Source organism: Paraburkholderia sp. BL17N1, assembly GCF_003634175.1.
In the GTDB taxonomy this organism is placed as follows: domain Bacteria; phylum Pseudomonadota; class Gammaproteobacteria; order Burkholderiales; family Burkholderiaceae; genus Paraburkholderia.
This window is the reverse complement of sequence record NZ_RBIW01000001.1, coordinates 2,518,577-2,542,572: the sequence shown is the minus strand read 5'-3', so window position 1 is coordinate 2,542,572 and position 23,996 is coordinate 2,518,577. Positions and strand designations below refer to the sequence as shown.

Below are 23,996 nucleotides of genomic sequence, written 5' to 3'. Positions count from 1 at the left end.
CGCATTCTTTGATATGACTGACCGAGCGATTATAGACTGGCCCGCCTGGACCGACTCGCCACCTGGCCGATACGTACTCGAGTGGGAGCAGACCCAACTCGACCGCGTGGTGTCGGACGTGTTCGGTTACCATGCGCTGCAACTTGGCTTGCCGCAACTCGACGCCTTGCGCGAGAACCGCATGCCGTGCCGCGGGCTCGTGCTCGACGCCGCGAGCGGAGCGAGCGCGCCGTACACGTATCCGCGCGGCGCGGGGCGTGCCGGCAATGGCGATCGCAACGGTTTGAACAACGGCGCCGCACAGAGCGGACTTGTGGGCCAGCCGGCACCGGCTGGACGGAGCGCCGTCTGGTGCGACCTGCTGGACCTGCCGTTCGAAGCGCAAAGCGTCGATCTGATCGTCATGCCGCACACGCTGGAATTCACGAGCGACCCGCACCGTCTGTTGCGCGAAGCCGAGCGCGTGTTGATGCCTGAAGGCCAGTTGATCATTCTCGGCTTCAATTCGCTGTCGCTGTGGGGCGCGCGGCAATCGGTCGGCAAGATGACCGGCCAGCCGTTCGTGCCGGCCGCCGTCGACCTGATCGCCTTCACGCGTCTGAAAGACTGGATCAAGCTGCTCGGCTTCGACCTTGAACGCGGGCGTTTCGGCTGCTATCGTCCGCCGCTTGGCAGCGAGCAATGGCTCGCCCGCTACGGTTTCATGGAAGCCGCCGGCGACCGCTGGTGGCCGATTTTCGGCGCCACTTACATGATCAAGGCGATCAAGCGCGTGCGCGGCATGCGTCTCGTCGGCCCGCTGAAAGTGAAGAAACCCGTCCTCGCCGCGGGCCTCGCGCCCGCCGCCACACCGAATACACGCAACCATACTCAATGACTTCCGATCTCATCGATATTTATACCGACGGCGCCTGCAAGGGCAACCCAGGCCCCGGCGGCTGGGGCGCGCTGCTGCGCTTCGGCGACCAGGAAAAAGAACTGTTCGGCGGCGAAGCCAACACCACCAACAACCGTATGGAGTTGATGGGCGTGATCGCCGCGCTCGAAGCGCTGAAACGCCCTTGCAAAGCGGTCGTGCACACCGACTCGCAATACGTGCAGAAAGGCATCAGCGAATGGATCCACGGCTGGAAGAAGAAAGGCTGGATCACCGCCGCGAAACAACCGGTCAAGAACGCGGATTTGTGGAAGCGGCTCGACGCGCTCGTCGCGCAACACGAAATTGAGTGGCGCTGGGTGCGCGGGCACAACGGCCACCCGGAAAACGAGCGCGCCGATCAGTTGGCCAATCGCGGCGTCGCATCGCTCGCGCAGATGTAACTCCTGCCGCGACAGCGCGCGCCGGGCCAGCTAGCCGCGTGCGCACCCTTTTTTCTGCAAATATCTTTAGGCAGGCTAATCCGACATGCGTCAACTCATCCTCGATACCGAAACCACGGGCCTGAATGCCCGCACCGGCGACCGTATCCTTGAACTCGGTTGCGTCGAAATGGTGAACCGTCGGCTGACGGGCAACAACCTGCACTTCTATATCAACCCGGAACGCGATAGCGATCCGGGCGCGCTGGCCGTGCACGGACTGACCACCGAGTTCCTGAGCGACAAGCCGAAGTTCGCCGAGATCGCCGATCAGTTTTGCGACTTCATCCAGGACGCGGAACTGATCATCCACAACGCACCGTTCGATATCGGCTTTCTCGATGCCGAGTTCGCGCTGCTGGGTTTGCCGCCGGTGAAAACCTACTGCGGCGAAATCATCGACACGCTGGCGCGCGCCAAGCAGATGTTCCCCGGCAAGCGCAATTCGCTCGACGCACTGTGCGACCGCTTCGGCATCAGCAACGCGCACCGTACGCTGCACGGCGCCCTGCTCGACTCGGAACTGCTCGCCGAAGTCTATCTGGCGATGACGCGCGGCCAGGAAAGCCTTGTCATCGACATGCTCGGCGAGTCGCACGGCGGCGGCGATTCGCATGCGCCGCGCGTGGCGATCAGTTCGCTCGACCTGATCGTGATTTCCGCCAGCGACGATGAACTCGCCGCGCATCAGTCAGTGCTCGACGGTCTCGACAAGGCGGTCAAGGGCACCAGCGTGTGGCGCCTCGAACCGGCGCCCGCTGCGGATGAGCAAACCGCTTAAAAAATACTGGACGAGCCCGAAAATTGCTGACATAATTCGGCTCTCTTCGGGTGGTTAGCTCAGCGGTAGAGCACTGCCTTCACACGGCAGGGGTCACTGGTTCGATCCCAGTACTACCCACCAGAATTTTGGTGTGTCGATCACCGAAGACTAAAGGGCTCACGTAGAAATGCGCGAGCCCTTTTTCATTTCTTGTTTGGCTTATGGAGCTGTGTGCGGAAACCGTACGGAATGCCAGGCAGATTCCAACGCTCAACGTCGGACCCGGTCGTCAACTCCGAATCTTCGTACGTTTGCGACCGCCTGAAACTACTGATATAGTTCGCACTCGGGCTTTCGCCCCGTCCATCTTTCCACTTCATTCGACCATAGGGAGGCGTCACATGTTTGCAATGCGTATCGCCGTCCCCGGCATGGTCTCGCGAGCGTTTTCGCGACCTTAATCTGTCCGATTAAGTCGCCGAATTGCCGTTCACGTGGTGTCGCCTGAATCAGGCACTCCGCGCATTCCCAGACAGTCCGCAGTTCAATCGCCGATGTATTCCGGCACGTTTTGACTGTCTCGCCCTTTCGCTTCTGACTGGAACCTCGCTGCGCTCATGCGCCACGGGGCGTGACAAATGACCAGAAAAAAACTCGACTTTCGCGGACAAGCCTTCAAGGACGTCCTCGGCTTTACCTTCCACCACTGGGCGCAGCAGCCCTGGCGCATCGTCGTCATCACGGCGCTGGTGCTGCTCTCGGCATTGGCCGACGTGCTCACGCCGATGTTCGCGGGACGCCTCGTGGACGCCATCGCGTCCGGCGCGGCGAGCAACGCCGTCGCCTGGCGTGCCGCGCTCACGGCCTTCTGCGTGCTGGGCGCGCTCGGCCTCGGCGCCACGTTGCTGCGGCAAGGCGTGTATTTCAACATCATCCGGCTCACGCTCAAGATGATGAGCGAGATCGCGGCCAACGCGTTTCATCGCGTGCAACGCTTTTCGACCGACTGGCACGCCAACAGCTTCGCCGGTTCCACCGTGCGCAAGATCACGCGCGGCATGTGGGCGCTCGACCTGCTCAACGACACGCTGCTGATCGCCCTGTTGCCGTCTCTCGTCATGCTGCTCGGCGCGACCGTTCTGCTCGGCTGGCGCTGGCCGATGATGGGCGCCGTCGTCGGCATCGGCTCGGTGCTCTACATCGTGGTGACGGTGGCCATGTCGCTGGGCTTTGTCGCGCCGGCCGCACGTCTCGCGAATGCGTGGGACACGCGCATGGGCGGCGCGCTCGCTGACGCGGTCAGTTGCAACGGCGTGGTCAAGGCGTTCGGCGCGGAAGAGCGCGAAGAAGCGCTGCTCGCGCGCGTGATCGCCAAGTGGCGGCACCGCACGCGCCGCACATGGATGCGCGGCACGATCAACGGCGGCGTCCAGGGCGGCATGCTGGTGGCGATCCAGACCGCGATCCTCGGCGCGGCGCTGCTGTTGTGGGCGCGTGGTGAGGCGGGCGTCGGCGACATCACGTTCGCACTGACCATGTTCTTCATGCTGCAAGGCTATCTGCGCGACGTGGGCATGCACATCCGCAACCTGCAACGCTCGGTCAACGACATGGAGGAACTGGTGTCGCAGGAAAGGCAGCCGCTCGATATCGAGGACCGCCCCGGCGCGGGTCCGATCACGATCGGCAAGGGCGAGATCCGGTTCGAGCACGTCACCTTCCACTACGGAACGAACGGTCAGCCGCTTTACGACAAATTCTCCGTGCGCATTGCGCCGGGCGAGCGCGTCGGATTGGTCGGACATTCGGGTTCGGGGAAGACCACGTTCATCAAGCTCATCCAGCGGCTCTATGACATTTCGGAAGGCAGGATCACGATCGACGGCCAGGACATCGCCCAGGTGCGGCAGGCGTCGCTGCGCAGCCAGATCGCGATCGTTCAGCAGGAGCCGGTGCTGTTTCACCGCTCGCTCGCCGAGAACATCGCTTATGCGCGGCCCGGTGCGAGCCGCGCCGAGATCGAGCGGGCCGCGAAGCTTGCGAGCGCGCACGGCTTCATCGAGGCGCTGCCCCATGGCTATGACACGCTGGTCGGGGAACGCGGCGTCAAGCTCTCGGGCGGCGAACGTCAGCGCGTCGCCATCGCACGAGCGTTTCTCGCCGACGCGCCGATCCTGATTCTGGACGAGGCGACGTCGAGTCTCGACAGCGAAAGCGAAGTGTTGATCCAGCAGGCCATGGAGCGGCTGATGATGGGCCGCACCACGTTGGTGGTCGCGCACCGTCTTTCCACCGTGCGCGCGCTGGACCGGCTGCTGGTGCTGGATAAGGGCAAGGTAATCGAGGAAGGCAGCCACGACGCGCTGATCAGACTCGAGAACGGCCTGTACCGGCGGTTGTTCGAGCGCCAGGCGCTGGAGTTGATCAAGGGTCTGGGTGAACCGGAACTCGCCACGACTCGGGCCGCGCGGCAGAGCGCGAGCCGGACCGACGATTCCAGCTTGCTGGTCGGGAAGTGAATTGGACTGGGCGTGCGGGACGTCAGCTAGAAATCGCGAGTAGTCAGGCGCGCTTTCGGTTGGCGTTCAACCGCCCGTTTTTTACGAGCGCGGGTGCGGGTTCTAACGCGCAAGCGTAAGTGCTCACCGGCGCGAACCGTCCAATCGCCTCGTCCATGCGCCGCGCGAATGCCGGGCGCTGCGAACTACACCACGCCCGCAGGCAACCCCACCCCGCGCGCCATCCCGGTCGCTGCAAACACCATCAACACCATCAAAATCGTCTGGATCACGCTATAGCGTGCGTAAGAGCGCGCCTTGTGCAGATCCGGCGCGGCGCCTTTCCTGATTGCGGCGCGCCATCGCATCAGCGCGAGCATCGACGGGACTTCGAGGATCAGAATGATCAAGAGCAGCGTCATCTTGAGATGAAAGAGCGGCTCGTGGAGATAGTAGTCGGCGCCCTTTTCGAAACCGCCGAAAGCGCGCATCAATCCGGTGACGATCAGCACCAATGCCGAGATGCCCCACCCTGTATCCGCCCGGAACACGGAGCGCAGCGCGGCGGGCACGGTGGCACGGCGCAACGCCCAGGTGCGCCGCAGAATCGACGCGAGTGCAAAGCCATAAGCAAGCAGATGGATGGCGGCAAGCAACCAGCGAACCAGCATGGCGACTCCTGCAAAGGACGCGACACGATCGTTGTATGTCTCACTCGCCCGCGCTGAAGCGCCGGGCGCCATGACTTCATTATCGACTACGGCTCAATCTACAACGTCTGCTTCGGCCACGGGGTGTGGCCGACTGCACAAATCGGCAGATTCAGACCTGCTGCAAGGATGTGTCAAGTGCGCGGGCGGCGACCCGATCGCCTTCGGTCGTCAGCGCGGTGCGGAACACGGTTTGACGGTTGTGGCCCGCAGCGGCCGGCGAATCCCACAGTAACTCGATCTTCGGACGGCGGCCGAAGGCGCCACGGGTCAACGACGGCGCAGCCGCCGCACCAAGCGACGCGCCGGATCCATTCGGCTCGCCGATGGCGCCGAACGCCACGGCGGGAGTGGGCGTCGGCGTCGGCGTGGCTCGTGCGTCGTGCCCCGCTGCCCAGCGCACGGTCAATTCGCGAGCGTCGTATTGCCCCACCTTGCGACGCTCCGCCCACACGATCACCGTCCGCGTGGCCGGATCGAGCGCGACCGCATAGCGGCCGATCGCGAAACGGCGCGCGGCGATATTGGTGCGCCACAGCGCGCGCGGCCGGCAGATCCACAGCACGGCCGCGTACAGCGCCGGCGCGGCCAGCAACCAGCCGTTGGAGGCCGCCACCGCATTGGCGGCACGCCGCCAGCCGGCGCTCGCGGCAAACGCGCCGACCGACCAGACCGCAAACAGGAACCCGAGGAAAGCAAACAGACGCAGCGCCTGCCGCAGCCATTGCGGCAGCGGATGAAACGGGCGCTCGGCCACGGCGCGCGCGCCCGGCAGGAAGATCAGCAGAAACAGGAAGACAAGGTTGATGCACGCCCACGGCGAGGACAGCATGGCCAGCAGCGACGCGCCCGCATCCAGATCCGCCATGGAAAATAGCCAGCGAGCGAGGATCACGAGACCGATGGCGCGCAGCGCGAAAATCGTTCCGGCGCCGGGCGCCGCGTTCGCACGCGTCTCTTTCGTTCTCGCCAAGGCATCCTCCTGTCGTCGGCGGCGCCGCAGCCAAATTTGCGGCACGGCCATTATAGGGATATTACGGACAGCGGCTCATTCTTACGGGCCGAAACCCGCACTTTCGTCGGTTGAAAGAAAAAAACGCGGCGCGCTTGCAACAACGCCCCGTGCGCGAATGGCGCACGGGGCGTTGCTGGCGGTCATCGAAACGCGTGAGCGCTTCTCGAACCGTTACGACTTTACCTGACGCACATTAGCTGGCGTTGACTTCGCGCAGCACCGTGCGGTGCTTCTGACGCAGCAGTTCTTCGTAAGTCGCGACGTAGTTCTTCGCCATGACCTTCGACGAGAAGCGCGACTCAAACGCCTTGCGCACACCGGCGCGCGACAGCGTGTGCAGACGCTTGACTGCGGCGACCGCGCTGATTTCGTCTTCCACGACGAAGCCCGACACGCCGTTTTCGATCACTTCCGGCACCGAACCGCGGTTGAACGCGATTGCCGGCGTACCGCACGCCATCGCTTCGATCATGACCAGACCGAAGGGCTCCGGCCAGTCGATCGGGAACACCAGTGCATGCGCGTTGCCGAGGAACTCACGCTTTTCAGCTTCGCCGATTTCGCCGATGTACTCGACGTGCGGGAGCGCCATCAGCGGCTTGATCACTTCTTCGTAATAGGCGCGGTCGGCCTTGTCGATCTTGGCGGCGACCTTGAGCTTCATGCCTGCCTGGCCGGCGATGCGGATCGCGCGGTCGAGGCCCTTCTCCGGCGAGACGCGGCCGAGGAAGGCGAGGTAGCCCGGCTCGACGTCGGGGATCGGCGTGAGCACGTTTTCCGGCAGACCGTGATAGACGGTTTGCAGCCAGTTCGCCTGTGGCAGCGGAATGCGCTGGTTGTCCGAAATCGACACCACCGGCACGTCGCTGAACGTATTGAAAATGGGTTGCAGTTCCGGCAGATCGAGACGGCCGTGGAGCGTGGTCAGGAACGGCACCGGCTGACGGGCGAACAGCGAGAACGGGTAGTAGTCGATGTGGAAATGCAGCACGTCGAATTCGTCCGCGCGGCGGCGCACTTCTTCGAGCAGCAGCATGTGCGGCGCCATGACGTCGCGGATGGTCGGGTCGAGGCGCAGCGCCTGCGGCCAGAAAGCTTCGAGTTTTGCCGAGGTTACCGAATCGCCGCTCGCAAAGAGCGTGACGTCGTGGCCCTGCTCGACCAAAGCTTCAGTCAGATAAGACACCACGCGTTCCGTACCGCCATACAGCTTGGGAGGAACCGCCTCGTGCAACGGAGCGATTTGAGCGATTCGCATATGAAAAACTCCTCGTAAAAAATCAGGCAAAGGTGCTGCGTTTGATAAAAGCGACTCGCTTGCTCGCCAGGGCAGTCTGGCCGGACTTGCCGGCGCGGGCCTGATTCTTTCGAGAAATCCTGCGATGGATCGCTTGGGTATGAGCCCAGACCCGTGATCAATGTCTGCGCATGTGCCGGTAAACGCACACATGACACCTACGTTGACAAACTGTCAGAAAATTCGGTGGGCCTACAGAGCACGCATTATCGATGCCGGGGTCCACGCTGCACCACAACATTTCAAAGTCTTTACGTTGTTACAAACGCGAAACACTTTGCAAACCCTTGTTTTCTAAGACAGTTCTACAGTGGCAACTGGCTTGCGGCACGGGACCGCCGAAGTGGTCCGGCAAGCTCCTGCGTCAACTTTGCCGGCAAGCGTTGAAGAAATGCCGCACTGCGGTTGAATGCAATTTGTAATTATATCCCGAAATTTTCCGCAACCCGCGCGGCCCTCGGCCTTTCAGACGGGTCGAACAGCCGCAGGTGGCGGACGTCTATCGCGAAATCAATCGCGCCACGGCCCGGATACACAGGGCGCAATCGCTTTTGCATGTTTACAATGCGAAGCATCGGCTTCGCGGCGAACCTTTTCATGTGGCCCACGCTTTGCATGCACAACCCGCAACATATCAACCTCACGATCAATTGGAACATTTAACCATCGCCCAGCGTAATGCCGAGAACGCAAAGCTCGCGAGCTATGCGCACCGGCCGCTTGCGTTCCTTTTCCGCTTCATCCGCCGCCATCCGCTCGCACATGCGATCGTCCTGTGCAGCGTGTTTGCGGCCGTGGGCTGCGCACTCGCTTCGCAGTACGCGATCAAACATCTGATCGACGTGCTTGGCGAGGGCCGGCACCATCCCGGCCCGCTGTGGGGCGCGTTCGCCATCCTGGTCGGCCTGATCGCCGCCGACAACCTGCTGTGGCGGGTCGGCGGCTGGGTCGCCGCGCATACGTTCGTCGCCGTGACCGGCGACCTGCGGCGCGACCTGTTCCAGTATCTGAGCGGACACTCGCCCACCTACTACTCCGAGAAGCAGCCGGGCATGCTCGCAAGCCGGATCACGGCGACCTCGAACGCGGTCTACACGGCCGAGAACACCACCGCGTGGAACGTGCTGCCGCCGTGTATCGCGGTGCTGGGCGCGATCGTCATGATCATCGCGGTGAATCCGCTGATGGCCTGCGGCCTGATGCTGTGTTCAGCCATCCTGTCGGTCGTGCTGTACAAGCTGGCCGGGCGCGGTTCCGCGCGCCATCACCATTTCGCGACCAAGGCGGCGTCGGTGGACGGCGAACTGGTCGACGTCATCAGCAACATGGGCCTCGTGCGTGCTTTCGGCATGACGTTTCGCGAGCAGCAGCGCTTCGGCGCAACGGTCAAGGCCGAGATGGACGCGCGCCAGCAGAGCCTGCTGTATCTGGAAAAGCTGCGCCTGCTGCACGCGGTGATCACCGCGCTGCTGTCGGCGGGCTTGCTGGGCTGGGCGTTGTGGCTGTGGGATCAAGGCAAAGCGACCTCGGGCGACATCGTGCTCGTCAGCTCGCTCGGCTTCACGATCCTGCACGGCACGCGGGACCTCGCCGTGGCGCTCGTCGACGTCACGCAGCACGTGGCGCGTCTTGCGGAAGCCGTACGCACGCTACTCGAACCGCACGGCATGCCGGACCGCGACGGTGCGACCGAACTCGTGCCGCAAGGCGGGCGCATCGATTTCGAAAGCGTGACGTTCGCCTATCCGCGCCGCCGCCCGATTCTCGATCACTTCGATCTGCATATCGAACCCGGCCAGCGGGTCGGCCTGATCGGCAAGTCGGGCGCGGGCAAATCCACCGTGCTGGCGCTGCTGCAGCGTTTCTACGAGACGCAAGGCGGCGCGATCAAGATCGACGGTCAGGACATCGCCACGATCACGCAGGACAGCTTGCGCCATGCGATCGCACTGGTGCCGCAGGATATCTCGCTGTTCCACCGCACGGTGTACGAGAACATCGCCTACGGGCGTCCGGAGGCGAGCCGCGAAGAAGTGCTCGCGGCCGCTCGCGAGGCGCGTTGCGCGGATTTCATCGAGGCGATGCCGGAAGGTTACGACACGATCGTCGGCGACCGCGGCGTGAAGCTGTCGGGCGGCCAGCGTCAGCGGATCGCCATTGCTCGCGCGATCCTGAAGAACGCGCCGATCCTGCTCCTCGACGAAGCCACCTCGGCGCTCGACAGCGCGTCGGAAGAAGCGATCCAGAAGGCGCTCGACCGGTTGATGGTCGGCCGCACCGTGGTCGCGATCGCGCACCGGCTGTCGACGCTGAACAACTTCGACCGGATCATCGTGATGAGCGCCGGCAAGGTCATCGACGACGGCAGTCCGGAAGAACTGCGCCAGCGTCCCGGCCTGTATCGCGATCTGCTGACCAAGCAGTATGGCAAGGGCCATACGCTGCACATCGGCGGCAAGAAGGTCGACGAACAGCACGTGGTGTAAGCCTGCGAGCGCGGCATGCTTCGAGCCGCGCGCCGTCGTCGCCATACGAAAGAAAAGCCGCTCGAGCGGCTTTTCTTTTACGCGCATTGCCACAACGGCAGTTCCGACCGCAGCCTACCCGGCCTGCGTCTCCCGTGCCGCCTTTTTCCCCGACACCGCGCGCGCCTTCCCGTTTCGGGTGCTCTTTGCACCAGCGACGCCCTGCAAATCGCGCATGAAGTTATCGCGCCACACCGACACATTGTTCTCGCGCAACTGCACCATCATGTCGCGATGACGCGCCTGACGCTCCGCGAGCGGCATGTCGAGCGCCCGTGCGAGCGCCTCGGCCATGCCGTCGATATCGACCGGATTGACGATCAGCGCGCCGTCCAGCTCCTGCGCGGCACCCGCAAAGCGCGACAGCACGAGCACGCCGGGATTTTCCGGATCCTGCGCCGACACATACTCCTTGGCGACGAGGTTCATGCCGTCGCGCAACGGCGTCACATAGCCAACGTGCGCGGTGCGGAACAGCGCGGCCAGCACCGAGCGCTCGTACTGCTTGTGGATGTAGAGAATCGGCGTCCAGTCCAGTTCGGCGAAACGCCCGTTGATCCGCCCCGACTCCCCTTCCAGCTGCAAGCGGATGTCCTGATACGCGTGCATGTCGGCGCGAGTCGGCGGCGCGATCTGCAGGAACGACACCTTGTTGCGTTGCGCGGTGGCGTGTTCGAGCAGTCGCTCGAACGCGCGAAAACGCTCGACCAGTCCCTTCGAATAATCGAGCCGGTCCACGCTCATGATCAGCTTGCGCGAATGCAGCGTCGCCTTCATGGTGCGCACCGGTTTGCCGCGCTCGCCCGCTTTCGCAAGTTCGGCGATCTCGTCCGGATAGACGCCGATCGGATACGCCGCAGCGCGCAGCGTGCGGCCGAACGCGTCGATCGTCAGCGGGCCTTTCGCCGATGCGTCGACCGAGCCGTTCGCCTCATTGATGATGTAGTCGCAAAACGCGCGCAGATCCGGCGCTGTCTGAAAGCCGAGCAGATCGAATGAACACAGCGCTTCCACCAGTTCGCGATGCGGCGGCACTGCCAGCAGCACCTGCGAAGCCGGAAAAGGAATATGCAGGAAAAAGCCGATGCGATTCTTCACGCCCGCGGCGCGCAACGCCTGCGCAAATGGAATCAGATGGTAGTCGTGGACCCAGATCACGTCGTCGTCGCGCAGCAGCGGCACGAGTTGTTGCGCCAGCCACGCATTGACGCGGCAGTAGCCCTCGAAATCGTGCCGGTCGTATTGCAGCAGATCGGCGCGATAGTGGAACGCGGGCCACAGCGTAGCGTTCGAGAAGCCGCGATAGTACTGATCGTAGTCGCGGCGCATCAGCGCGATGGTCGCGAAAGTCACCGGGCCGCGCTCCTCGACCTTGATCTGCGGCTGGCCCGAGCTGAGCACATCGCCGCTCCAGCCGAACCACATGCCGCCGGTTTCCTTCAGCGCGTCGTACACGCCGACCGCCAGACCGCCCGCCGCCGGGCCGCCCTCCGAGATCGGCGCAACCCGGTTCGATACGATGATCAGTCGGCTCATGTAGCGCGATTCCCGATGCACTGCCTGGTTTGCCTGGGGCGATGCGACGCGGCCATCATGCGGTGCGCGCCGCCGCGACGATCGATGCCAGCCAGTCGAGCAGATGCGATACCGAGTCGATACGCGTATGCGCCAGCGTCTCGCCCGAACCGACCTTGATCGACACGCCGCCGCGTTCGTTGACGACCGCGAAGCCTTTCTCGTCGGTCAGATCGTCGCCGGCAAAGACCGGCTTGCGGCCGACGAATGGCGGCTCGTCGAGGAACGCGCGCAACGCGCGGCCCTTGTCGACATCTTTAGGTTTGATTTCGTAGACCATCTTGCCGGGCTGCAGCACGTAGGAGCCGGCGTAATCGGCCACCAGCCGCTCGGTCGCCTCCCGCGCCACCGGCTCGCGATCCGGCGCATTGCGGTAATGCAGCGCCACGGCCGCACCCTTGATTTCGAGGAGCATGCCGGCGTTCTCGTTGACCACCTGCGCGAGCACCTGCTCCATGCGCAGCAGCCGCTCGTCATTGAAGCCAATGCGCTGCGTGTCGCCGTTCGCGTCGCGCCGCTCGGCGCCGTGCAGGCCGGCGATCGGCAAATCGGGCATGTGGAGAAAACTGTCGATGCTCTCAATCCCGCGGCCCGATACAACCGCGACCGCGCCGTTCGTCAAGCTGCGCAGTTCGGTTAGCAAATCAATCACGCGAGGTTCCACCAGCACGCCATCCGGCGTGGGAGCGAGTTCGACGAGCGTGCCGTCGAAATCGAAGAAAAATGCTGTCTCGCTCGGAGACAGAACAGCCGGAAGTGCTTGCATCGGTTAGTTTTGCCTTTCAGCCTTCTGCGGCCGGAAAAGTGTGCGCATCTTACCGCGCATCCATCAATTTTTCGAGAAAGTAAGGCTGGACACCAGCCCAGCGGGGCGTCGCAGCCACGGTCGACGGCGATTGCGTTCAAAGTGGGAACAATCAGGCTTCACCCGGCTTTCAGCCGCCTGCGTCAAATTGCCTCGCAAACCGTGCGCCCGTGGGCGCTGCGCGACGTCAACGGGAAATTTGCGCTAAAGTCGCAGCCACGCGAAACATTGCGGTTACGACCATATTTGCACACTATGACCGCGCAAGCGCGGCACGCGCATCGAGCGGCGCCGCAATTCAATCGAGTAACTGAACCCTGCTTTGTTCCCGATCTTCTCATCCCGGCACTCGCAACCGCTCTTCGCAATGTCACGCAGGCTGTGGTCCGCGCGCCTGCTTGCGCTGACGCTAACGCTGGGCGCGCTGACCGCGCTCGCCGGCTGCACGCATCGCACGGAAACCTGGCAGTTGACCAATGTGACCGGCCATCTGCCGGATCTCGACTTTACGCTGACCGGCGACGATGGCCGCCCCGTCACCGCCGATTCGTTCAAGGGGGGCACCTCGCTCGTCTATTTCGGCTATACGCATTGCCCGGACGTCTGCCCTGAAACGATGGGCCGGTTGATGCAGGTGCTCGGCAAGCTCGGCCCCGACGCGCAGAAGGTGCGCATCCTGTTCATCACCGTCGATCCCGCGCGCGACACGGCGCAGGCCTTGCACGATTACGTCGGCGCCTTCGACCCGAAACACGCCGAGGGGCTGACCGGCACCGACTGGCAGATCGAGTCGCTCGCCAAGCGTTATCGCGTCGCTTATCAGATGGAAAAGCGCGACCCTTCCGGCAACTATGAAGTCACCCATAGTTCCGCCGTCTATGTGTTCGACAGTCAAGGCCACGCGCGCCTGCTGGCTACCGACCACGACACGCCCGATGCGATCGCGCAAGACCTGCGCCGCATCATCGATGACCGTTCCTGACCTTTCCCGAGTTCAACCATGTCGATCAAGATCAAAACGTTCGCTGCACTGAGTTGCGCCCTCGCCCTTTCGTTCGGCGTCGCATCGACCGCGCAAGCGGCGGGCGCCTATGCGATCAGCGTCAAGGACGCGTGGGTCCGCTGGCTGCCCAACAACCTGCCCGCCGCCGGCTATGCGACGCTCGTCAACGCGAGCGACAAACCGGTCGACCTCGTCGATATTTCCAGCAACGACTACGGCGACGCAATGCTGCATCAGACCGTGTCGAACGGTTCGTCGCAGAAGATGGTGATGGTCGACAAGCTGACTGTACCCGCACACGGCCAGGTCTCGATCGCGCCCGGCGGCTATCACGTGATGCTCGAAGATGCGAAGCATAAGGTTGCGCCGGGCGACACTGTGCATCTCAAGCTCAAATTCTCCGACGGCGAAACGCTCGATACGCCGTTCGCCGTCAAGTCGCCGGCGCAAACCAAGTAACCGGGTAACGTGCCGCGATGAATCTGCTCTACTGGCTCGATCCCTGGGAGTTTTCGCCGACCGTCGTGATCGCCTTGCTGGTGCCCGCGACCCTGTTCGTGCGTGGCGCGCGTAAAGCGAAGGTGTCGGTCGCGCGGCGTATCTCCTTCTGGTTTGGGCTGGTGGCGTTATACGTCGCGTTGCATACGCGGCTCGATTATTTCTTCGAGCATGAGTTCTTCATGCATCGCGCGCAGCACCTGGTGCTGCATCACCTCGGGCCGTTTTTCATCGCCCTGTCGTATCCGGGCACCGCGTTACGTGCGGGTATTCCATTCAGCTGGCGGCAACGCTTCGTGCGGCCCGCGCTCGAAACTCCGGTCGTGCGCAAGTTCCTCGACGTGGTGATGCATCCCGTGGTCGCGGTGACGCTGTTCGTCGGGCTGATCTACTTCTGGCTGATGTCGCCGATTCATTTCGTGGCGATGCTCGACTGGCGGCTTTATCGCGTGATGAACTGGAGCATGGTGATCGACGGCCTGCTGTTCTGGTGGCTCGTGCTCGATCCGCGTTCCGCGCCGCCCGCGCGGCTGTCGCCGGGCAAGCGCGTGCTGGTGGTGATCGCCGCGATTCCGCCGCAGATCATTCTCGGCGCGTTCATTTTCTTCACGCCGCATGAGCTGTACCCGATCTACTCGATCTGCGGCCGCGCGTTCACGTGGTTGAGCCCGATGCGCGATCAGCAGATCGGCGGGCTGTTGCTGTGGATTCCGGGTTCGATGATGAGCGTAATCGGTGCGCTGCTCGCCTTGCGTCACTGGATGCGGCTGTCGGCGCGCGGACGTTTGCGTGGCGAACGGCGCGCGAACGCGAAGCAGGGGTCGGCGCCCACTGCTTCAGCGCCGGCGCGCGGTCAACGCTGACACCACGATTCGATTAACAACCTGGCGCGCCGCGCGGGGCTCTGATTGCAGTAGCCGCTTCAGGCCGACCGCATCCACACATGCGGGATGCCGTCTTCCTCGTGAATCTCCGAAACCGGCGTGAAGCCAAACGCACCATAGAAACCTTGCAGATGCGCCTGCGCATGCAACCGGATCGGCGTGCCAGGCCACTGCGCGCGAATATGCGTCAGCGACCGCTCGAGCATCGCATTGCCCAGACCGATGCCGCGGAATCCGGCAGTCGTGAGCACGCGGCCGATGCGGATATCGCTGTCGTCCGCATCGGGCAGCAGCACGCGCAGATAACCCGCGAGCGCCGGCCGTCCTTTATCGGAGCCGTAGACCAGCAGGTGCCACGCATCCATGTCGAGCCCGTCGATATCGCCGTACAGGCAATTCTGTTCGACGACGAACACCGCGGCGCGTGCGCCCAGCATCGTATAGACCTCGACGCCCGAGAGTTCATCGAAGAATTTCCAGCGCCAATCAAGTAGCGCGAGCCGCATGGCGGCCGTTTGCTGCGGTTCAGTCATGACAACGTTCTAAGAGAAGGGTCGCACCGCACTTGAAGCGGCGATGCGTGATTATGCCGCGCGTGGCGGCTTCGCCGCTCGTCCGCAAGCGTGTCGGGCACCATCAGGATTTCGTCGCCCAGAATCGCGTGCGCGCAGAACGATACGTCGCGCGAGGTCTCGCTCGCCTTCAGGCCGACGCATGCCTTGAACCATTGACCTTCCGCGTCGACCAGACTCACGAGCGCGATGGGCACGCTGAAGAGCCGCCTGGCGAGCCGGGTCAGACGATCAAAGCGCTCTTCCGGCGACGTATCGAGAATATGCAGCGCACGCAGGGCGTCGAGACGGGCGCTTTCGTTACTGGGCGTCGGTGGGACATGCATGTTGTATTCCCTGGCGCGGCCGGCGTGGCTGAAGTGGCTGGCAGGTAGTGTATAGCGACGTTCTTTACGCTGGGGCAAAACCGGGGCGCGAGAGTTCCCGCCGATTTCGTGTGCGCGCCGATGCTGGTTACATCGCCCTGACATGCTCGTGCGGCTATGGCTCTGCTACGGGTTTGCGAAGACCGGTTCGACAGGCTGCGCGAGACAGTCGATCAGATTGCCGGGACCGCACAGATGCAGCGCGCCGACGACCACCAGCGTGCGCTCCGGTCGCGTGAGCAACCCGGTCAGGCGCGCCGCCCATGCGCGATTGCGCGCGTCGAGAATCGCATGCCGGATGCCCGGCAGATTGAACATCGGCGACTCGATAGCGATCTGGTGCACGGCAAGCAGATCGCCATTCAGCCAGGCCGCGTGCATGCGCTCGAGCGTGCGCTGTGGTTCGGCGAGATCAGCCATGAGCAGGCCGAGCGCCGCGCCGACGGCATCGAGCGGAATCGATTCGAGCGCCGCCGCCACCTCCTCCGCGGTCTCGAGATACCGATAAGTTTTGGCCTGCGTGATCGCCGAACGCAGCATGCGCGGCTCGACACCTTCGACGACCTGCTGGAACAGCGTCGGCGCGACGATCAGCGCAGCCCACGGACGCAGATCCGCGAGCGGCGCCAGCGGTCCTTCAACGGGCCACGCCGCGTGAAGTTGCCGCCACGCGTCGGCGGACAGCAAGGGCTGCAGTTGCTCCGCACAGCTTTGCCCGTCGGCCTTTAGAAACGGCATGATCGTCGGCGGATCGGACTCGAAGACGAGCGCCTCGGCCCAGTCATAGGCCTCGGCGATCCACGGCGGCGTTCTGCGGCTTGTCGCCGGAAACAGATGCATCGAGCCGAGCAGGCGAACTTGGGTGCCGGTGAGTTGTAGGTACATGCAGCCTCGGTATTGATAGGCAATGACGATGTTCCAGCAGTTGTCGCGAGTGTGCCCGGCCCTGTGCTTTCGCGATACAAAGCATTGCCATCGATTAGAACCGATGACAAGCAATGCTTATGAACGCGAGAATGGCATTGCACAATCTACATTAATGGTAATTGCCGAATGCGCTGAATGCGTCGTTCTGTGTATTCAACGATGGGCCAAACAGGTTTGAAAGACTATGAAACGAAGGTGAAAGTGCGGGCAAGGCAAATGGTAAATAAGCATTTGATGCCGGTGGTCGAACCTGCCGCGCAGCACCGATCGCTCGCCCCCACTCGAAGCGCTGATGATCGCAAGTGAGCAACGTGCCCTGGGCTACCCTGTGGCCCTGCATCGAAACCAGCAACCACGCCAACGCCCCCATCCACTTCGCCAGCGAAACCGAGGCCGAAAAAAGAAAAGCCCCGACAAGTCGGGGCTTTTCTTTACATCAACTACTGGAGGCGCGAGCCGGAGTCGAACCGGCCTAAACGGCTTTGCAGGCCGCTGCATAACCGCTTTGCTATCGCGCCGCAAGCGGACTGGAACCTAGCAACAGATTCGCAGATTTTGTCTGGCGGGCAACCGGAAGAACCGGGCCACCAAACAAAAAGGGAAGCGTTGCTTCCCCTTATGTATGGAGCGGGAGACGAGGCTCGAACTCGCGACCTCAACCTTGGCAAGGTTGCGCTCTACCAACTGAGCTACTCCCGCATTGAACTGCTTCACAACGCGCTGCACTTCCACTTGCCAAACAATGCGCTGCTTTAAAAATCTGGAGCGGGAGACGAGGCTCGAACTCGCGACCTCAACCTTGGCAAGGTTGCGCTCTACCAACTGAGCTACTCCCGCATTGTGCTGCTTTTGCCGTGCTATCTGCTGCCTTGTTACTGCAAATGCTCGCTTACTGCCGCCGATGTTTCGAACTGCGTGCATCGGAGAAACGAGATTATGGAGAAACGACTGAAACGTGTCAACCCCTTTTGCGAATCTCTTTTACCGAACAGATTTCACTCATGCGGCAGCGAAGTTCGGACTTACACCGCACGCGCTCCACTACGACGAAAACTCAGGCCACGCCGCCCCGTTCGCGGATCTGAGGCCACGCGAGCTTCATGTAGTAGAGCATCGACCAGATCGTCAGGAACGCGGCCAGATAGATGAGCCACAGGCCCCACACGCGCGTGTCGACCACCACGCCGCCGCCAAACGACAGCGGGCCGTAGAACAGCAGCATGGGAATCGCCACCATCTGGCATACAGTCTTGAACTTGCCGAGCGAATTCACCGCCACGCTCTTCGATGCGCCGATCTGCGCCATCCATTCGCGCAACGCCGAGATCGCGATCTCGCGCCCGACGATCACGAGCGCAATCGCCGAATCGATACGCGTGAGTTGCACGAGCACCAGCAACGCGGCGGTCACCATCAGCTTGTCGGCGACCGGATCGAGGAACGCGCCAAATGCCGAGGTCTGATTCCACTTGCGCGCCAGATAGCCGTCGAACCAGTCGGTCAGCGCCGCCAGAATGAAGATGGTCGCGGCCGCCAGATTGCGGTGCGCGGGGCTCATCATCATGTCGGGCAAATAGAACACACCGACGACGAGCGGGATCAGGACGATCCGCAGCCAGGTCAGGAAAATCGGGAAATTAAACGGCATGGGCAGGCGCAGCGTCTGGCAAGGGAGATGCAATTGTGCCGTGTCATAAGGCCTGCCACAAGCAAAGCGGCGGCAAAGCGGCGCGCAGGCCTTGCCGTGCGCGCCGCCGCGGCGCTGCTCGAAAGCGGTTGAGCGGCCGGCCGCGACCGCCGCAATCAGTGCAATTGCCGGTAAATCTGCTCCGCGAGCGCCTGCGAAATGCCTTCGACGCTCGCCAGATCCTCGACACTGGCCGCAACCACGCCGCGCAAGCCGCCAAAGCGCGCGAGCAGCCGTTGACGCCGCTTCGCGCCCACGCCTTCCAGCTCTTCCAGCCGCGAGGTCTGGCGCGTCTTGGCGCGCTTCGCGCGCATGCCGGTGATGGCGAAGCGGTGCGCTTCGTCGCGGATCTGCGCGACCAGCATGAGTGCGGCGCTCTCCTTGCCGAGTTCGAGCGGCGCGCGGCCGTCGGCGAAAATCAAGGTTTCGAGGCCGACCTTACGCCCTTCGCCCTTCGCGACGCCGACCAGCATGCCGGTATCGAGACCCAGTTCCGTAAACACCTGACGCGCGATTTCGACCTGGCCCTTGCCGCCGTCGATCAGCACGATAGTCGGCAGGATGCCGCCGGCCGCGACCGGCTCCGCGGCGTCCGGCGTGAGCAACGGATCGGCGGCCGCATCGCTTTGCAACTCGGCGGCTTCGTCGGCGGCGTTCGCGGCGGCTTGCTCGACCATCTTCTCGTAGCGGCGCGTGAGCACCTGGCGCATCGCGGCATAGTCGTCGCCGGGTGTAATGCCGGTGATGTTGTAGCGGCGGTATTCCGACGACTGCATCTTGTGATGGTGATACACCACGCACGAAGCCTGGGTCGCCTCACCCATCGTGTGGCTGATGTCGAAGCATTCGATACGCAAATGCGCGAGATCGTCGCACTCCATGCCGAGCGTGTCCGTCAGCGCGCGCGTGCGGGCTTGTTGCGAGCCCTGCTCCGAAAGCAGGCGCGCGAGCGCGAGCCGCGCGTTCTGTTCGGCCATCGCGAGCCACGCGCGCCGTTGCCCTTGCGGCTGGCGCAGCACCGTGACCTTGTGGCCGGCTTGTTCGATCAGCACGTCGACCAGTTCGCGATCGGCGGGTGCGTGGCTGACCACCAGCACCGGCGGCACGCGGTTGCCCAGGTAATGCTGGGCGATGAATGCTTCGAGGACTTCGGATTCGATTCCACCGGTTGCAGCACGACCTTTGCGCGGCTTTGCGGGTTCGGAGCCGGCTTCGTCGGCTACGTCGGCTTCTTCGGCGGCGTCCTCTTCATCCTGCTCGTCCTCAGATGGCATCTCTTGCGCGAGCGCAAGAGCGTCACTGGCATCGGCCAACCCCGCCGTTTCATCGTCGATGACACTGTCTTGCGCGAGCGAGTTCGACGCGAGCGCGACATCGGCCAACGGCGCGCCGTCTTCTTCCAGTCCGCCCTCGTCGGCTGTCAGCGCGCTTTCCACGTGCGCCGGGAAATACGCCTTGTCGCCGAGATGCCGGCCGCCACGCACCATCGCCAGATTCACGCACACGCGGCCGCCCAGCGCGACCACCGCGAGAATATCCACGTCGCTGTCGCTGCCGACTTCGATCGCCTGCTGATGCAGCACCGTCGAGAGCGAACTCATCTGGTTGCGCACCGCCGCGGCCTGCTCGAACTTCAGCTCGCTCGCGAAGGCATGCATCTTCTGCTCGAGCTCCTTCATCACCTCGCCCTGACGGCCGAGCAGAAAGCGCGATGCGTTGGCGACGTCGCGCGCGTAATCCTCTTCATTGATCGCCGCCACGCACGGCGCCGTGCAGCGGCCGATCTGATGCAGCAGACAAGGCCGCGTGCGGTTGTTGAACACAGAGTCTTCGCACGTGCGCAACTGGAACACGCGCTGCAGAATCTGGATGCTCTCGCGCACCGCCCACGCACTCGGAAATGGACCGAAGTACTGATTCTTGCGATCCACGGCGCCACGGTAATACGCCATGCGCGGAAACTTGTGGCCGGTCAGCTTGAGGTAGGGATACGACTTGTCGTCGCGAAACAGAATGTTGTAGCGCGGCGCGAGTGCCTTGATCAGGTTGTTTTCGAGCAGCAGCGCTTCGGCCTCGGAGCGCGTGACGGTTGTCTCGATGCGCGCAATGCGCGTCACCATCATCGCGATGCGCGGCGACAGCAGCGTCTTGGTGAAGTAGCTCGATACGCGCTTCTTCAGATCGCGCGCCTTGCCCACGTAAAGCACCGCGCCGTGCGTATCGTAATAGCGATAGACGCCGGGCAGATGCGGCAGTTGGGCGAGCACTTTTTTCGGCTCGAAAACGTCGGTTGCTTCGGGTTCGGTCATGCAGAATCGGTCGGGTGGGACGGTCTCGCGAAGCGTTGCTCCGTTGCCGCGCGCCGCGGTGAACCGGAGGGCGCCATGCGCGCGCAATCGTGAACGAGTGCTTTAGAATCGCCAGTTTAGAACATTCCGCGCGCGTCCGAACCTTGTCGGCTCGAATCGGGACACGCATCGGCGGCAGCTTCGTCATCTTGCGGCAAAGTGCAATGCGGTCGGATCGTTCGCACTGGCTCGCTCCCCTCATCCGTTCGAATCCGCGACCCAGGCCATCATGTCTTCCGCTAAGTCCCAACCCGAGCAAGCCGCCGACACGCCCCCGGCAATCGCCTGCGATATCTTCTGCGCGGTGATCGACAATTTCGGCGACATCGGCGTGTGCTGGCGCCTCGCGCGTCAACTCGCGAGCGAACACGGCTGGCAGGTGCGCGTGTTCGTCGACGACCTGCATGCGTTCCAGAAGCTGTGCCCGTCGCTGACGCTCGACCATGCGCGTCAGACGGTGGGCGGGGTCGTCGTTGAACATTGGCACGAGCCGGCCCATGCGGGCGATACGCTCGAAGTGGCCGACGTCGTGATCGAGGCGTTCGGCTGCGAACTGCCGCCCATTTATATCGCCGCGATGGCGGCGCGCGAGCGCACGCCGGTGTGGTTGAACCTCGAATATCTGAGCGCCGAGGACTGGGTCGCGGATTTTCATCTGCGGCCGTCGCCTCATCCGCGCTATCCGCTGAGCAAGACGTTTTTTTTCCCCGGACTCGGCCCCGGCACCGGCGGCGTGCTGAAGGAACGGCATCTCGACGGCGCGCGGGCGGGTTTTGAAGCGTCGCCCAGCACGCGCGAAGCATGGTGGCGGCAAACCACCGGCCACGCGCCGCCGCCTGCCAGCGCGACCGTCGTCTCGCTGTTCTCCTACGAAAACCCCGCCGTCGACAGCCTGCTCGAACAATGGCGCGACAGCGCGGAGCCGGTTGTCCTGCTCGTGCCGGAAGGCCGCATTTCAGGCTCGGTAGCGCGCTTTTTCGACCTCCCGGCGTTCGGCGCCGGCTCGCATGCGGCGCGCGGCAACCTCAGCGCGCACGCTCTCGCCTTTACCGACCAGCCCGGCTACGACACGCTGCTGTGGGCGAGCGACCTCAATTTCGTGCGCGGCGAGGATTCGTTCGTGCGCGCCCAGTGGGCCGCCAAACCGTTCGTCTGGCACATCTACCCGCAAGCGGACGACGCCCATCTGCCAAAGCTCGACGCCGCGCTCGCGCACTACGCGCGCACCCTGCCCGCCGACGCCCGCGACGCGCTCGCGCGCTTCTGGCACGCCTGGAACGGCACGGGCCGACCGGACTGGACGGAATTCCGGCGTCACCTGCCGGCGCTCAGGCAACGCGCAGCGGCGTGGGCCCGCGAACTGGCTCAAGTGGGCGACCTCGCCGGAAATCTGGCCTTGTTCGCAAAAAGTCAGTTAAAATAAGCGGTTATCCAACGGCCGACGACGCAAGCGCGGCCCGATCGCAACGGCGCAATCCAAACAACTCGCTTTGGCGGCCCGTCAACCTTGGCTTCGAAAGAGGCCAGACATCTCCTGAATCAAAGCGTGATGGGGGAAATGTTAAAAAAGGGACGCATGTTGCGAATCGGCGCCACTCGTGTACACGCCCGCACAGGGTAAAAAAGCAGGTAACGGATTGCTGGGAGTGGCAGAGACCGCGCGTTTGCGGCGCTCCCGCCGCGCCCGGCGGCAAGCCGGCCACGCTTGACTCGCTCGCGACCCGCCGAGCCGCTTCGGCGGTGCGGCACGCAGTGAGCAAAGCGCCGAAGCCGCTTGCGCCGTATGCCGTTGAGCACAAGTTGAAGCTACTTAATTCGTACAGGACAGTTTTATGAAGACCGCACAGGAACTCCGCACCGGCAACGTCGTGATGATCGGCGCAGACGCAATGGTTGTGCAGAAGGCCGAATACAACAAATCGGGCCGCAACTCCGCCGTCGTCAAGATGAAGTTCAAGAACCTGCTGACCGGCGCAGGCATGGAAAGCGTGTACAAGGCCGACGACAAGTTCGACGTCGTCGTGCTGGAACGCAAGGAAGTCACGTACTCGTACTTCGCTGACCCGATGTACGTGTTCATGGACGCCGACTACAACCAGTTCGAAGTCGAAGGCGAAATGATGGGCGACGCCCTTCATTACCTCGAAGACGGCATGGCTTGCGAAGTCGTGTTCTACAACGAGAAAGCCATTTCGGTCGAACTGCCGACCACACTGGTCCGCGAAATCATCTACACGGAACCGGCTGTCAAGGGCGACACGTCGTCGGGCAAGGTGTTGAAGAACGCCAAGCTGAACACCGGTTTCGAACTGCAAGTGCCGCTCTTCTGCAACATCGGCGACAAGATCGAAATCGACACGCGTACGCACGAGTACCGCAGCCGCGCTTAAGCGCCCTGCTCGCCTGAATCCGGTGCCCCCACTGGGGCGCTGCGAAAAAAATGGCAAAAAGAAGCGCCCAATTTGGGCGCTTTTTCTTTTTTGCGCCGCCGTGTATGGTTAAGGAAAACTTTACCGGCAGTCTTCTCGAAATTGCCACACCGCGCACTCAAATTTTCCCGTATGCCATCGAGCAAACCATTGATAAGTCTATATAAATAGTCGTGGCACAGTCCATGCTTGTCTCTGGATACAGCCAATACGGCTTTATCTTCTTCAACTCTGGAGATGCGGCATGAATAACGACATCGCTGAAGGCAAGTGGAAGCAAATGGTTGGCAAGGCCAAGACCGCTTGGGGGGAATTGACCGACGACGAATTGACCAAGGCCGAAGGCCGTGCCGACAAGCTCGCCGGTTTGATTCAGGAGCGTTACGGCAAGACGCGCGAAGAGGCGGAACGCGAAGTGCGGCGTTTCTTCGACAGCAATCGGGATTTCTGACAGCCCGAGTGAAGGAAATACAGGCGCCGGTTCCACGCTTAAAAACGTTGGCACCGGCACTCAGTTTAAACACGCAAAGGACCCGAACCGCTTGAGTCGAATCGCCGCGTTGGTGCCGGTGCCGTGCTTGGTGTGCGCTCCGGCCAATCCGTCTGTGTCAGCTGGCGGCACCTGTATCGCAGCCGCGCTGGCCGAGGCTACGCACGCGGCACTGGATCCGACTCGGCATCCGACCGACAGTACCGGCCAGCATTGCGCTCGTGCCGCGCGCCAACGTATCGGCGC

At 63.0% G+C, this 23,996-nt stretch carries 20 protein-coding genes, 4 tRNA genes and 1 pseudogene; 12 read left to right on the top strand and 13 right to left on the bottom strand.

The features are described 5' to 3' along the window. Positions 1-13: 13 nt before the first annotated feature. The 5 genes from B0G82_RS11535 (at position 14) to B0G82_RS11515 (ending at position 4,641) form a co-directional block, all read left to right on the top strand. Positions 14-877 carry a class I SAM-dependent methyltransferase gene (locus B0G82_RS11535; protein WP_121307438.1) on the top strand — a complete coding sequence of 288 codons (864 nt, stop codon included), beginning with the start codon at positions 14-16 and terminating at the stop codon, positions 875-877. Further along, positions 874-1,320: a ribonuclease HI gene (gene rnhA / locus B0G82_RS11530; protein WP_106283734.1), complete on the top strand. Its 447-nt coding sequence runs from the start codon at positions 874-876 to the stop codon at positions 1,318-1,320. The genes B0G82_RS11535 and rnhA overlap by 4 nt, the downstream gene beginning before the upstream one ends. Before the next feature lie 85 nt (positions 1,321-1,405). Continuing rightward, positions 1,406-2,140 (top strand): DNA polymerase III subunit epsilon, encoded by a 735-nt coding sequence (gene dnaQ / locus B0G82_RS11525; RefSeq protein ID WP_121307437.1) that lies wholly within the window; start codon positions 1,406-1,408, stop codon positions 2,138-2,140. 48 nt (positions 2,141-2,188) lie between these two features. Next, positions 2,189-2,263 (top strand) — tRNA-Val (locus B0G82_RS11520). A gap of 497 nt (positions 2,264-2,760) precedes the next feature. Then, positions 2,761-4,641, top strand: coding sequence for an ABC transporter ATP-binding protein (locus B0G82_RS11515; protein WP_121307436.1), 1,881 nt, complete (start codon positions 2,761-2,763; stop codon positions 4,639-4,641). Between the two features lie 185 nt (positions 4,642-4,826). On the opposite strand, the gene B0G82_RS11510 is transcribed toward B0G82_RS11515, so the two are convergent. From B0G82_RS11510 to B0G82_RS11500, 3 genes are all read right to left on the bottom strand, one after another. After that, a complete protein-coding gene (locus tag B0G82_RS11510) occupies positions 4,827-5,291 on the bottom strand; it encodes a DUF2214 family protein (RefSeq protein ID WP_121307435.1) in 465 nt (154 codons plus the stop codon). 151 nt (positions 5,292-5,442) lie between these two features. Continuing rightward, complete coding sequence (locus B0G82_RS11505) at positions 5,443-6,303, bottom strand: hypothetical protein (protein ID WP_121308661.1); 861 nt, start codon at positions 6,301-6,303, stop codon at positions 5,443-5,445. A gap of 235 nt (positions 6,304-6,538) precedes the next feature. Then, complete coding sequence (locus tag B0G82_RS11500) at positions 6,539-7,603, bottom strand: glycosyltransferase family 4 protein (protein ID WP_121307434.1); 1,065 nt, start codon at positions 7,601-7,603, stop codon at positions 6,539-6,541. A gap of 689 nt (positions 7,604-8,292) precedes the next feature. Here B0G82_RS11500 and B0G82_RS11485 point away from each other — a divergent pair. Further along, the gene (locus tag B0G82_RS11485) at positions 8,293-10,128 is read left to right on the top strand and encodes an ABC transporter ATP-binding protein (RefSeq protein WP_106283741.1); all 1,836 of its coding nucleotides are present in this window, start codon (positions 8,293-8,295) and stop codon (positions 10,126-10,128) included. 114 nt (positions 10,129-10,242) lie between these two features. Here the strand turns inward: B0G82_RS11485 and otsA are convergent, their stop codons facing one another. Beyond that, positions 10,243-11,703 carry an alpha,alpha-trehalose-phosphate synthase (UDP-forming) gene (otsA, locus tag B0G82_RS11480; protein ID WP_121307431.1) on the bottom strand — a complete coding sequence of 487 codons (1,461 nt, stop codon included), beginning with the start codon at positions 11,701-11,703 and terminating at the stop codon, positions 10,243-10,245. Between the two features lie 55 nt (positions 11,704-11,758). Then, positions 11,759-12,508, bottom strand: a complete 750-nt coding sequence (gene otsB / locus B0G82_RS11475) for a trehalose-phosphatase (protein ID WP_121307430.1) — start codon at positions 12,506-12,508, stop codon at positions 11,759-11,761. A gap of 406 nt (positions 12,509-12,914) precedes the next feature. Here otsB and B0G82_RS11470 point away from each other — a divergent pair, with 406 nt between their 5' ends. Genes B0G82_RS11470 through B0G82_RS11460 form a run of 3 tightly spaced genes read left to right on the top strand, consistent with a single transcriptional unit; the run spans position 12,915 to position 14,911 of the window. Beyond that, positions 12,915-13,529: an SCO family protein gene (locus tag B0G82_RS11470; RefSeq protein ID WP_121307429.1), complete on the top strand. Its 615-nt coding sequence runs from the start codon at positions 12,915-12,917 to the stop codon at positions 13,527-13,529. A gap of 18 nt (positions 13,530-13,547) precedes the next feature. Beyond that, complete coding sequence (locus tag B0G82_RS11465) at positions 13,548-14,009, top strand: copper chaperone PCu(A)C (RefSeq protein WP_121307428.1); 462 nt, start codon at positions 13,548-13,550, stop codon at positions 14,007-14,009. A gap of 17 nt (positions 14,010-14,026) precedes the next feature. Then, positions 14,027-14,911, top strand: a complete 885-nt coding sequence (locus B0G82_RS11460; RefSeq protein ID WP_121307427.1) for a cytochrome c oxidase assembly protein — start codon at positions 14,027-14,029, stop codon at positions 14,909-14,911. A gap of 59 nt (positions 14,912-14,970) precedes the next feature. Here the strand turns inward: B0G82_RS11460 and B0G82_RS11455 are convergent, their stop codons facing one another. From B0G82_RS11455 to uvrC, 8 genes and pseudogenes are all read right to left on the bottom strand, one after another. After that, complete coding sequence (locus tag B0G82_RS11455; protein WP_121307426.1) at positions 14,971-15,465, bottom strand: GNAT family N-acetyltransferase; 495 nt, start codon at positions 15,463-15,465, stop codon at positions 14,971-14,973. Positions 15,466-15,473: 8 nt separating this feature from the next. Further along, positions 15,474-15,830, bottom strand: a pseudogene (locus tag B0G82_RS11450) (GAF domain-containing protein); the annotation flags it as partial. A gap of 165 nt (positions 15,831-15,995) precedes the next feature. Continuing rightward, positions 15,996-16,754 carry a TraB/GumN family protein gene (locus B0G82_RS11445; RefSeq protein ID WP_121307425.1) on the bottom strand — a complete coding sequence of 253 codons (759 nt, stop codon included), beginning with the start codon at positions 16,752-16,754 and terminating at the stop codon, positions 15,996-15,998. 486 nt (positions 16,755-17,240) lie between these two features. Then, positions 17,241-17,314: transfer RNA gene (locus B0G82_RS11440), tRNA-Cys, on the bottom strand. A 105-nt stretch (positions 17,315-17,419) separates the two neighbouring features. Further along, a tRNA-Gly gene (locus B0G82_RS11435) sits at positions 17,420-17,495 on the bottom strand. 62 nt (positions 17,496-17,557) lie between these two features. Then, positions 17,558-17,633, bottom strand: a tRNA-Gly gene (locus tag B0G82_RS11430). Between the two features lie 217 nt (positions 17,634-17,850). After that, the gene (gene pgsA / locus B0G82_RS11425) at positions 17,851-18,444 is read right to left on the bottom strand and encodes a CDP-diacylglycerol--glycerol-3-phosphate 3-phosphatidyltransferase (protein WP_121307424.1); all 594 of its coding nucleotides are present in this window, start codon (positions 18,442-18,444) and stop codon (positions 17,851-17,853) included. A gap of 155 nt (positions 18,445-18,599) precedes the next feature. After that, a complete protein-coding gene (gene uvrC, locus B0G82_RS11420; protein ID WP_121307423.1) occupies positions 18,600-20,792 on the bottom strand; it encodes an excinuclease ABC subunit UvrC in 2,193 nt (730 codons plus the stop codon). Between the two features lie 268 nt (positions 20,793-21,060). On the opposite strand from uvrC, the gene earP reads away from it, so the two are divergent. The 3 genes from earP (at position 21,061) to B0G82_RS11405 (ending at position 23,711) form a co-directional block, all read left to right on the top strand. Then, positions 21,061-22,254 carry an elongation factor P maturation arginine rhamnosyltransferase EarP gene (gene earP / locus B0G82_RS11415; RefSeq protein WP_121307422.1) on the top strand — a complete coding sequence of 398 codons (1,194 nt, stop codon included), beginning with the start codon at positions 21,061-21,063 and terminating at the stop codon, positions 22,252-22,254. A gap of 409 nt (positions 22,255-22,663) precedes the next feature. Then, complete coding sequence (efp, locus tag B0G82_RS11410; protein ID WP_012433870.1) at positions 22,664-23,221, top strand: elongation factor P; 558 nt, start codon at positions 22,664-22,666, stop codon at positions 23,219-23,221. A 283-nt stretch (positions 23,222-23,504) separates the two neighbouring features. Further along, positions 23,505-23,711: a CsbD family protein gene (locus B0G82_RS11405; protein ID WP_012433871.1), complete on the top strand. Its 207-nt coding sequence runs from the start codon at positions 23,505-23,507 to the stop codon at positions 23,709-23,711. Positions 23,712-23,996: the final 285 nt, after the last annotated feature.

Coding starts and splice junctions, on each gene's coding strand:
- B0G82_RS11535 (WP_121307438.1), top strand. CDS start 14: ATGACTGACCGAGCGATTATAGACTGGCCCGCCTGGACCGACTCGCCA.
- rnhA (WP_106283734.1), top strand. CDS start 874: ATGACTTCCGATCTCATCGATATTTATACCGACGGCGCCTGCAAGGGC.
- dnaQ (WP_121307437.1), top strand. CDS start 1,406: ATGCGTCAACTCATCCTCGATACCGAAACCACGGGCCTGAATGCCCGC.
- B0G82_RS11515 (WP_121307436.1), top strand. CDS start 2,761: ATGACCAGAAAAAAACTCGACTTTCGCGGACAAGCCTTCAAGGACGTC.
- B0G82_RS11510 (WP_121307435.1), bottom strand. CDS start 5,291: ATGCTGGTTCGCTGGTTGCTTGCCGCCATCCATCTGCTTGCTTATGGC.
- B0G82_RS11500 (WP_121307434.1), bottom strand. CDS start 7,603: ATGCGAATCGCTCAAATCGCTCCGTTGCACGAGGCGGTTCCTCCCAAG.
- otsA (WP_121307431.1), bottom strand. CDS start 11,703: ATGAGCCGACTGATCATCGTATCGAACCGGGTTGCGCCGATCTCGGAG.
- otsB (WP_121307430.1), bottom strand. CDS start 12,508: ATGCAAGCACTTCCGGCTGTTCTGTCTCCGAGCGAGACAGCATTTTTC.
- B0G82_RS11470 (WP_121307429.1), top strand. CDS start 12,915: ATGTCACGCAGGCTGTGGTCCGCGCGCCTGCTTGCGCTGACGCTAACG.
- B0G82_RS11465 (WP_121307428.1), top strand. CDS start 13,548: ATGTCGATCAAGATCAAAACGTTCGCTGCACTGAGTTGCGCCCTCGCC.
- B0G82_RS11460 (WP_121307427.1), top strand. CDS start 14,027: ATGAATCTGCTCTACTGGCTCGATCCCTGGGAGTTTTCGCCGACCGTC.
- B0G82_RS11455 (WP_121307426.1), bottom strand. CDS start 15,465: ATGACTGAACCGCAGCAAACGGCCGCCATGCGGCTCGCGCTACTTGAT.
- B0G82_RS11445 (WP_121307425.1), bottom strand. CDS start 16,754: ATGTACCTACAACTCACCGGCACCCAAGTTCGCCTGCTCGGCTCGATG.
- pgsA (WP_121307424.1), bottom strand. CDS start 18,444: ATGCCGTTTAATTTCCCGATTTTCCTGACCTGGCTGCGGATCGTCCTG.
- uvrC (WP_121307423.1), bottom strand. CDS start 20,792: ATGACCGAACCCGAAGCAACCGACGTTTTCGAGCCGAAAAAAGTGCTC.
- earP (WP_121307422.1), top strand. CDS start 21,061: ATGTCTTCCGCTAAGTCCCAACCCGAGCAAGCCGCCGACACGCCCCCG.
- efp (WP_012433870.1), top strand. CDS start 22,664: ATGAAGACCGCACAGGAACTCCGCACCGGCAACGTCGTGATGATCGGC.
- B0G82_RS11405 (WP_012433871.1), top strand. CDS start 23,505: ATGAATAACGACATCGCTGAAGGCAAGTGGAAGCAAATGGTTGGCAAG.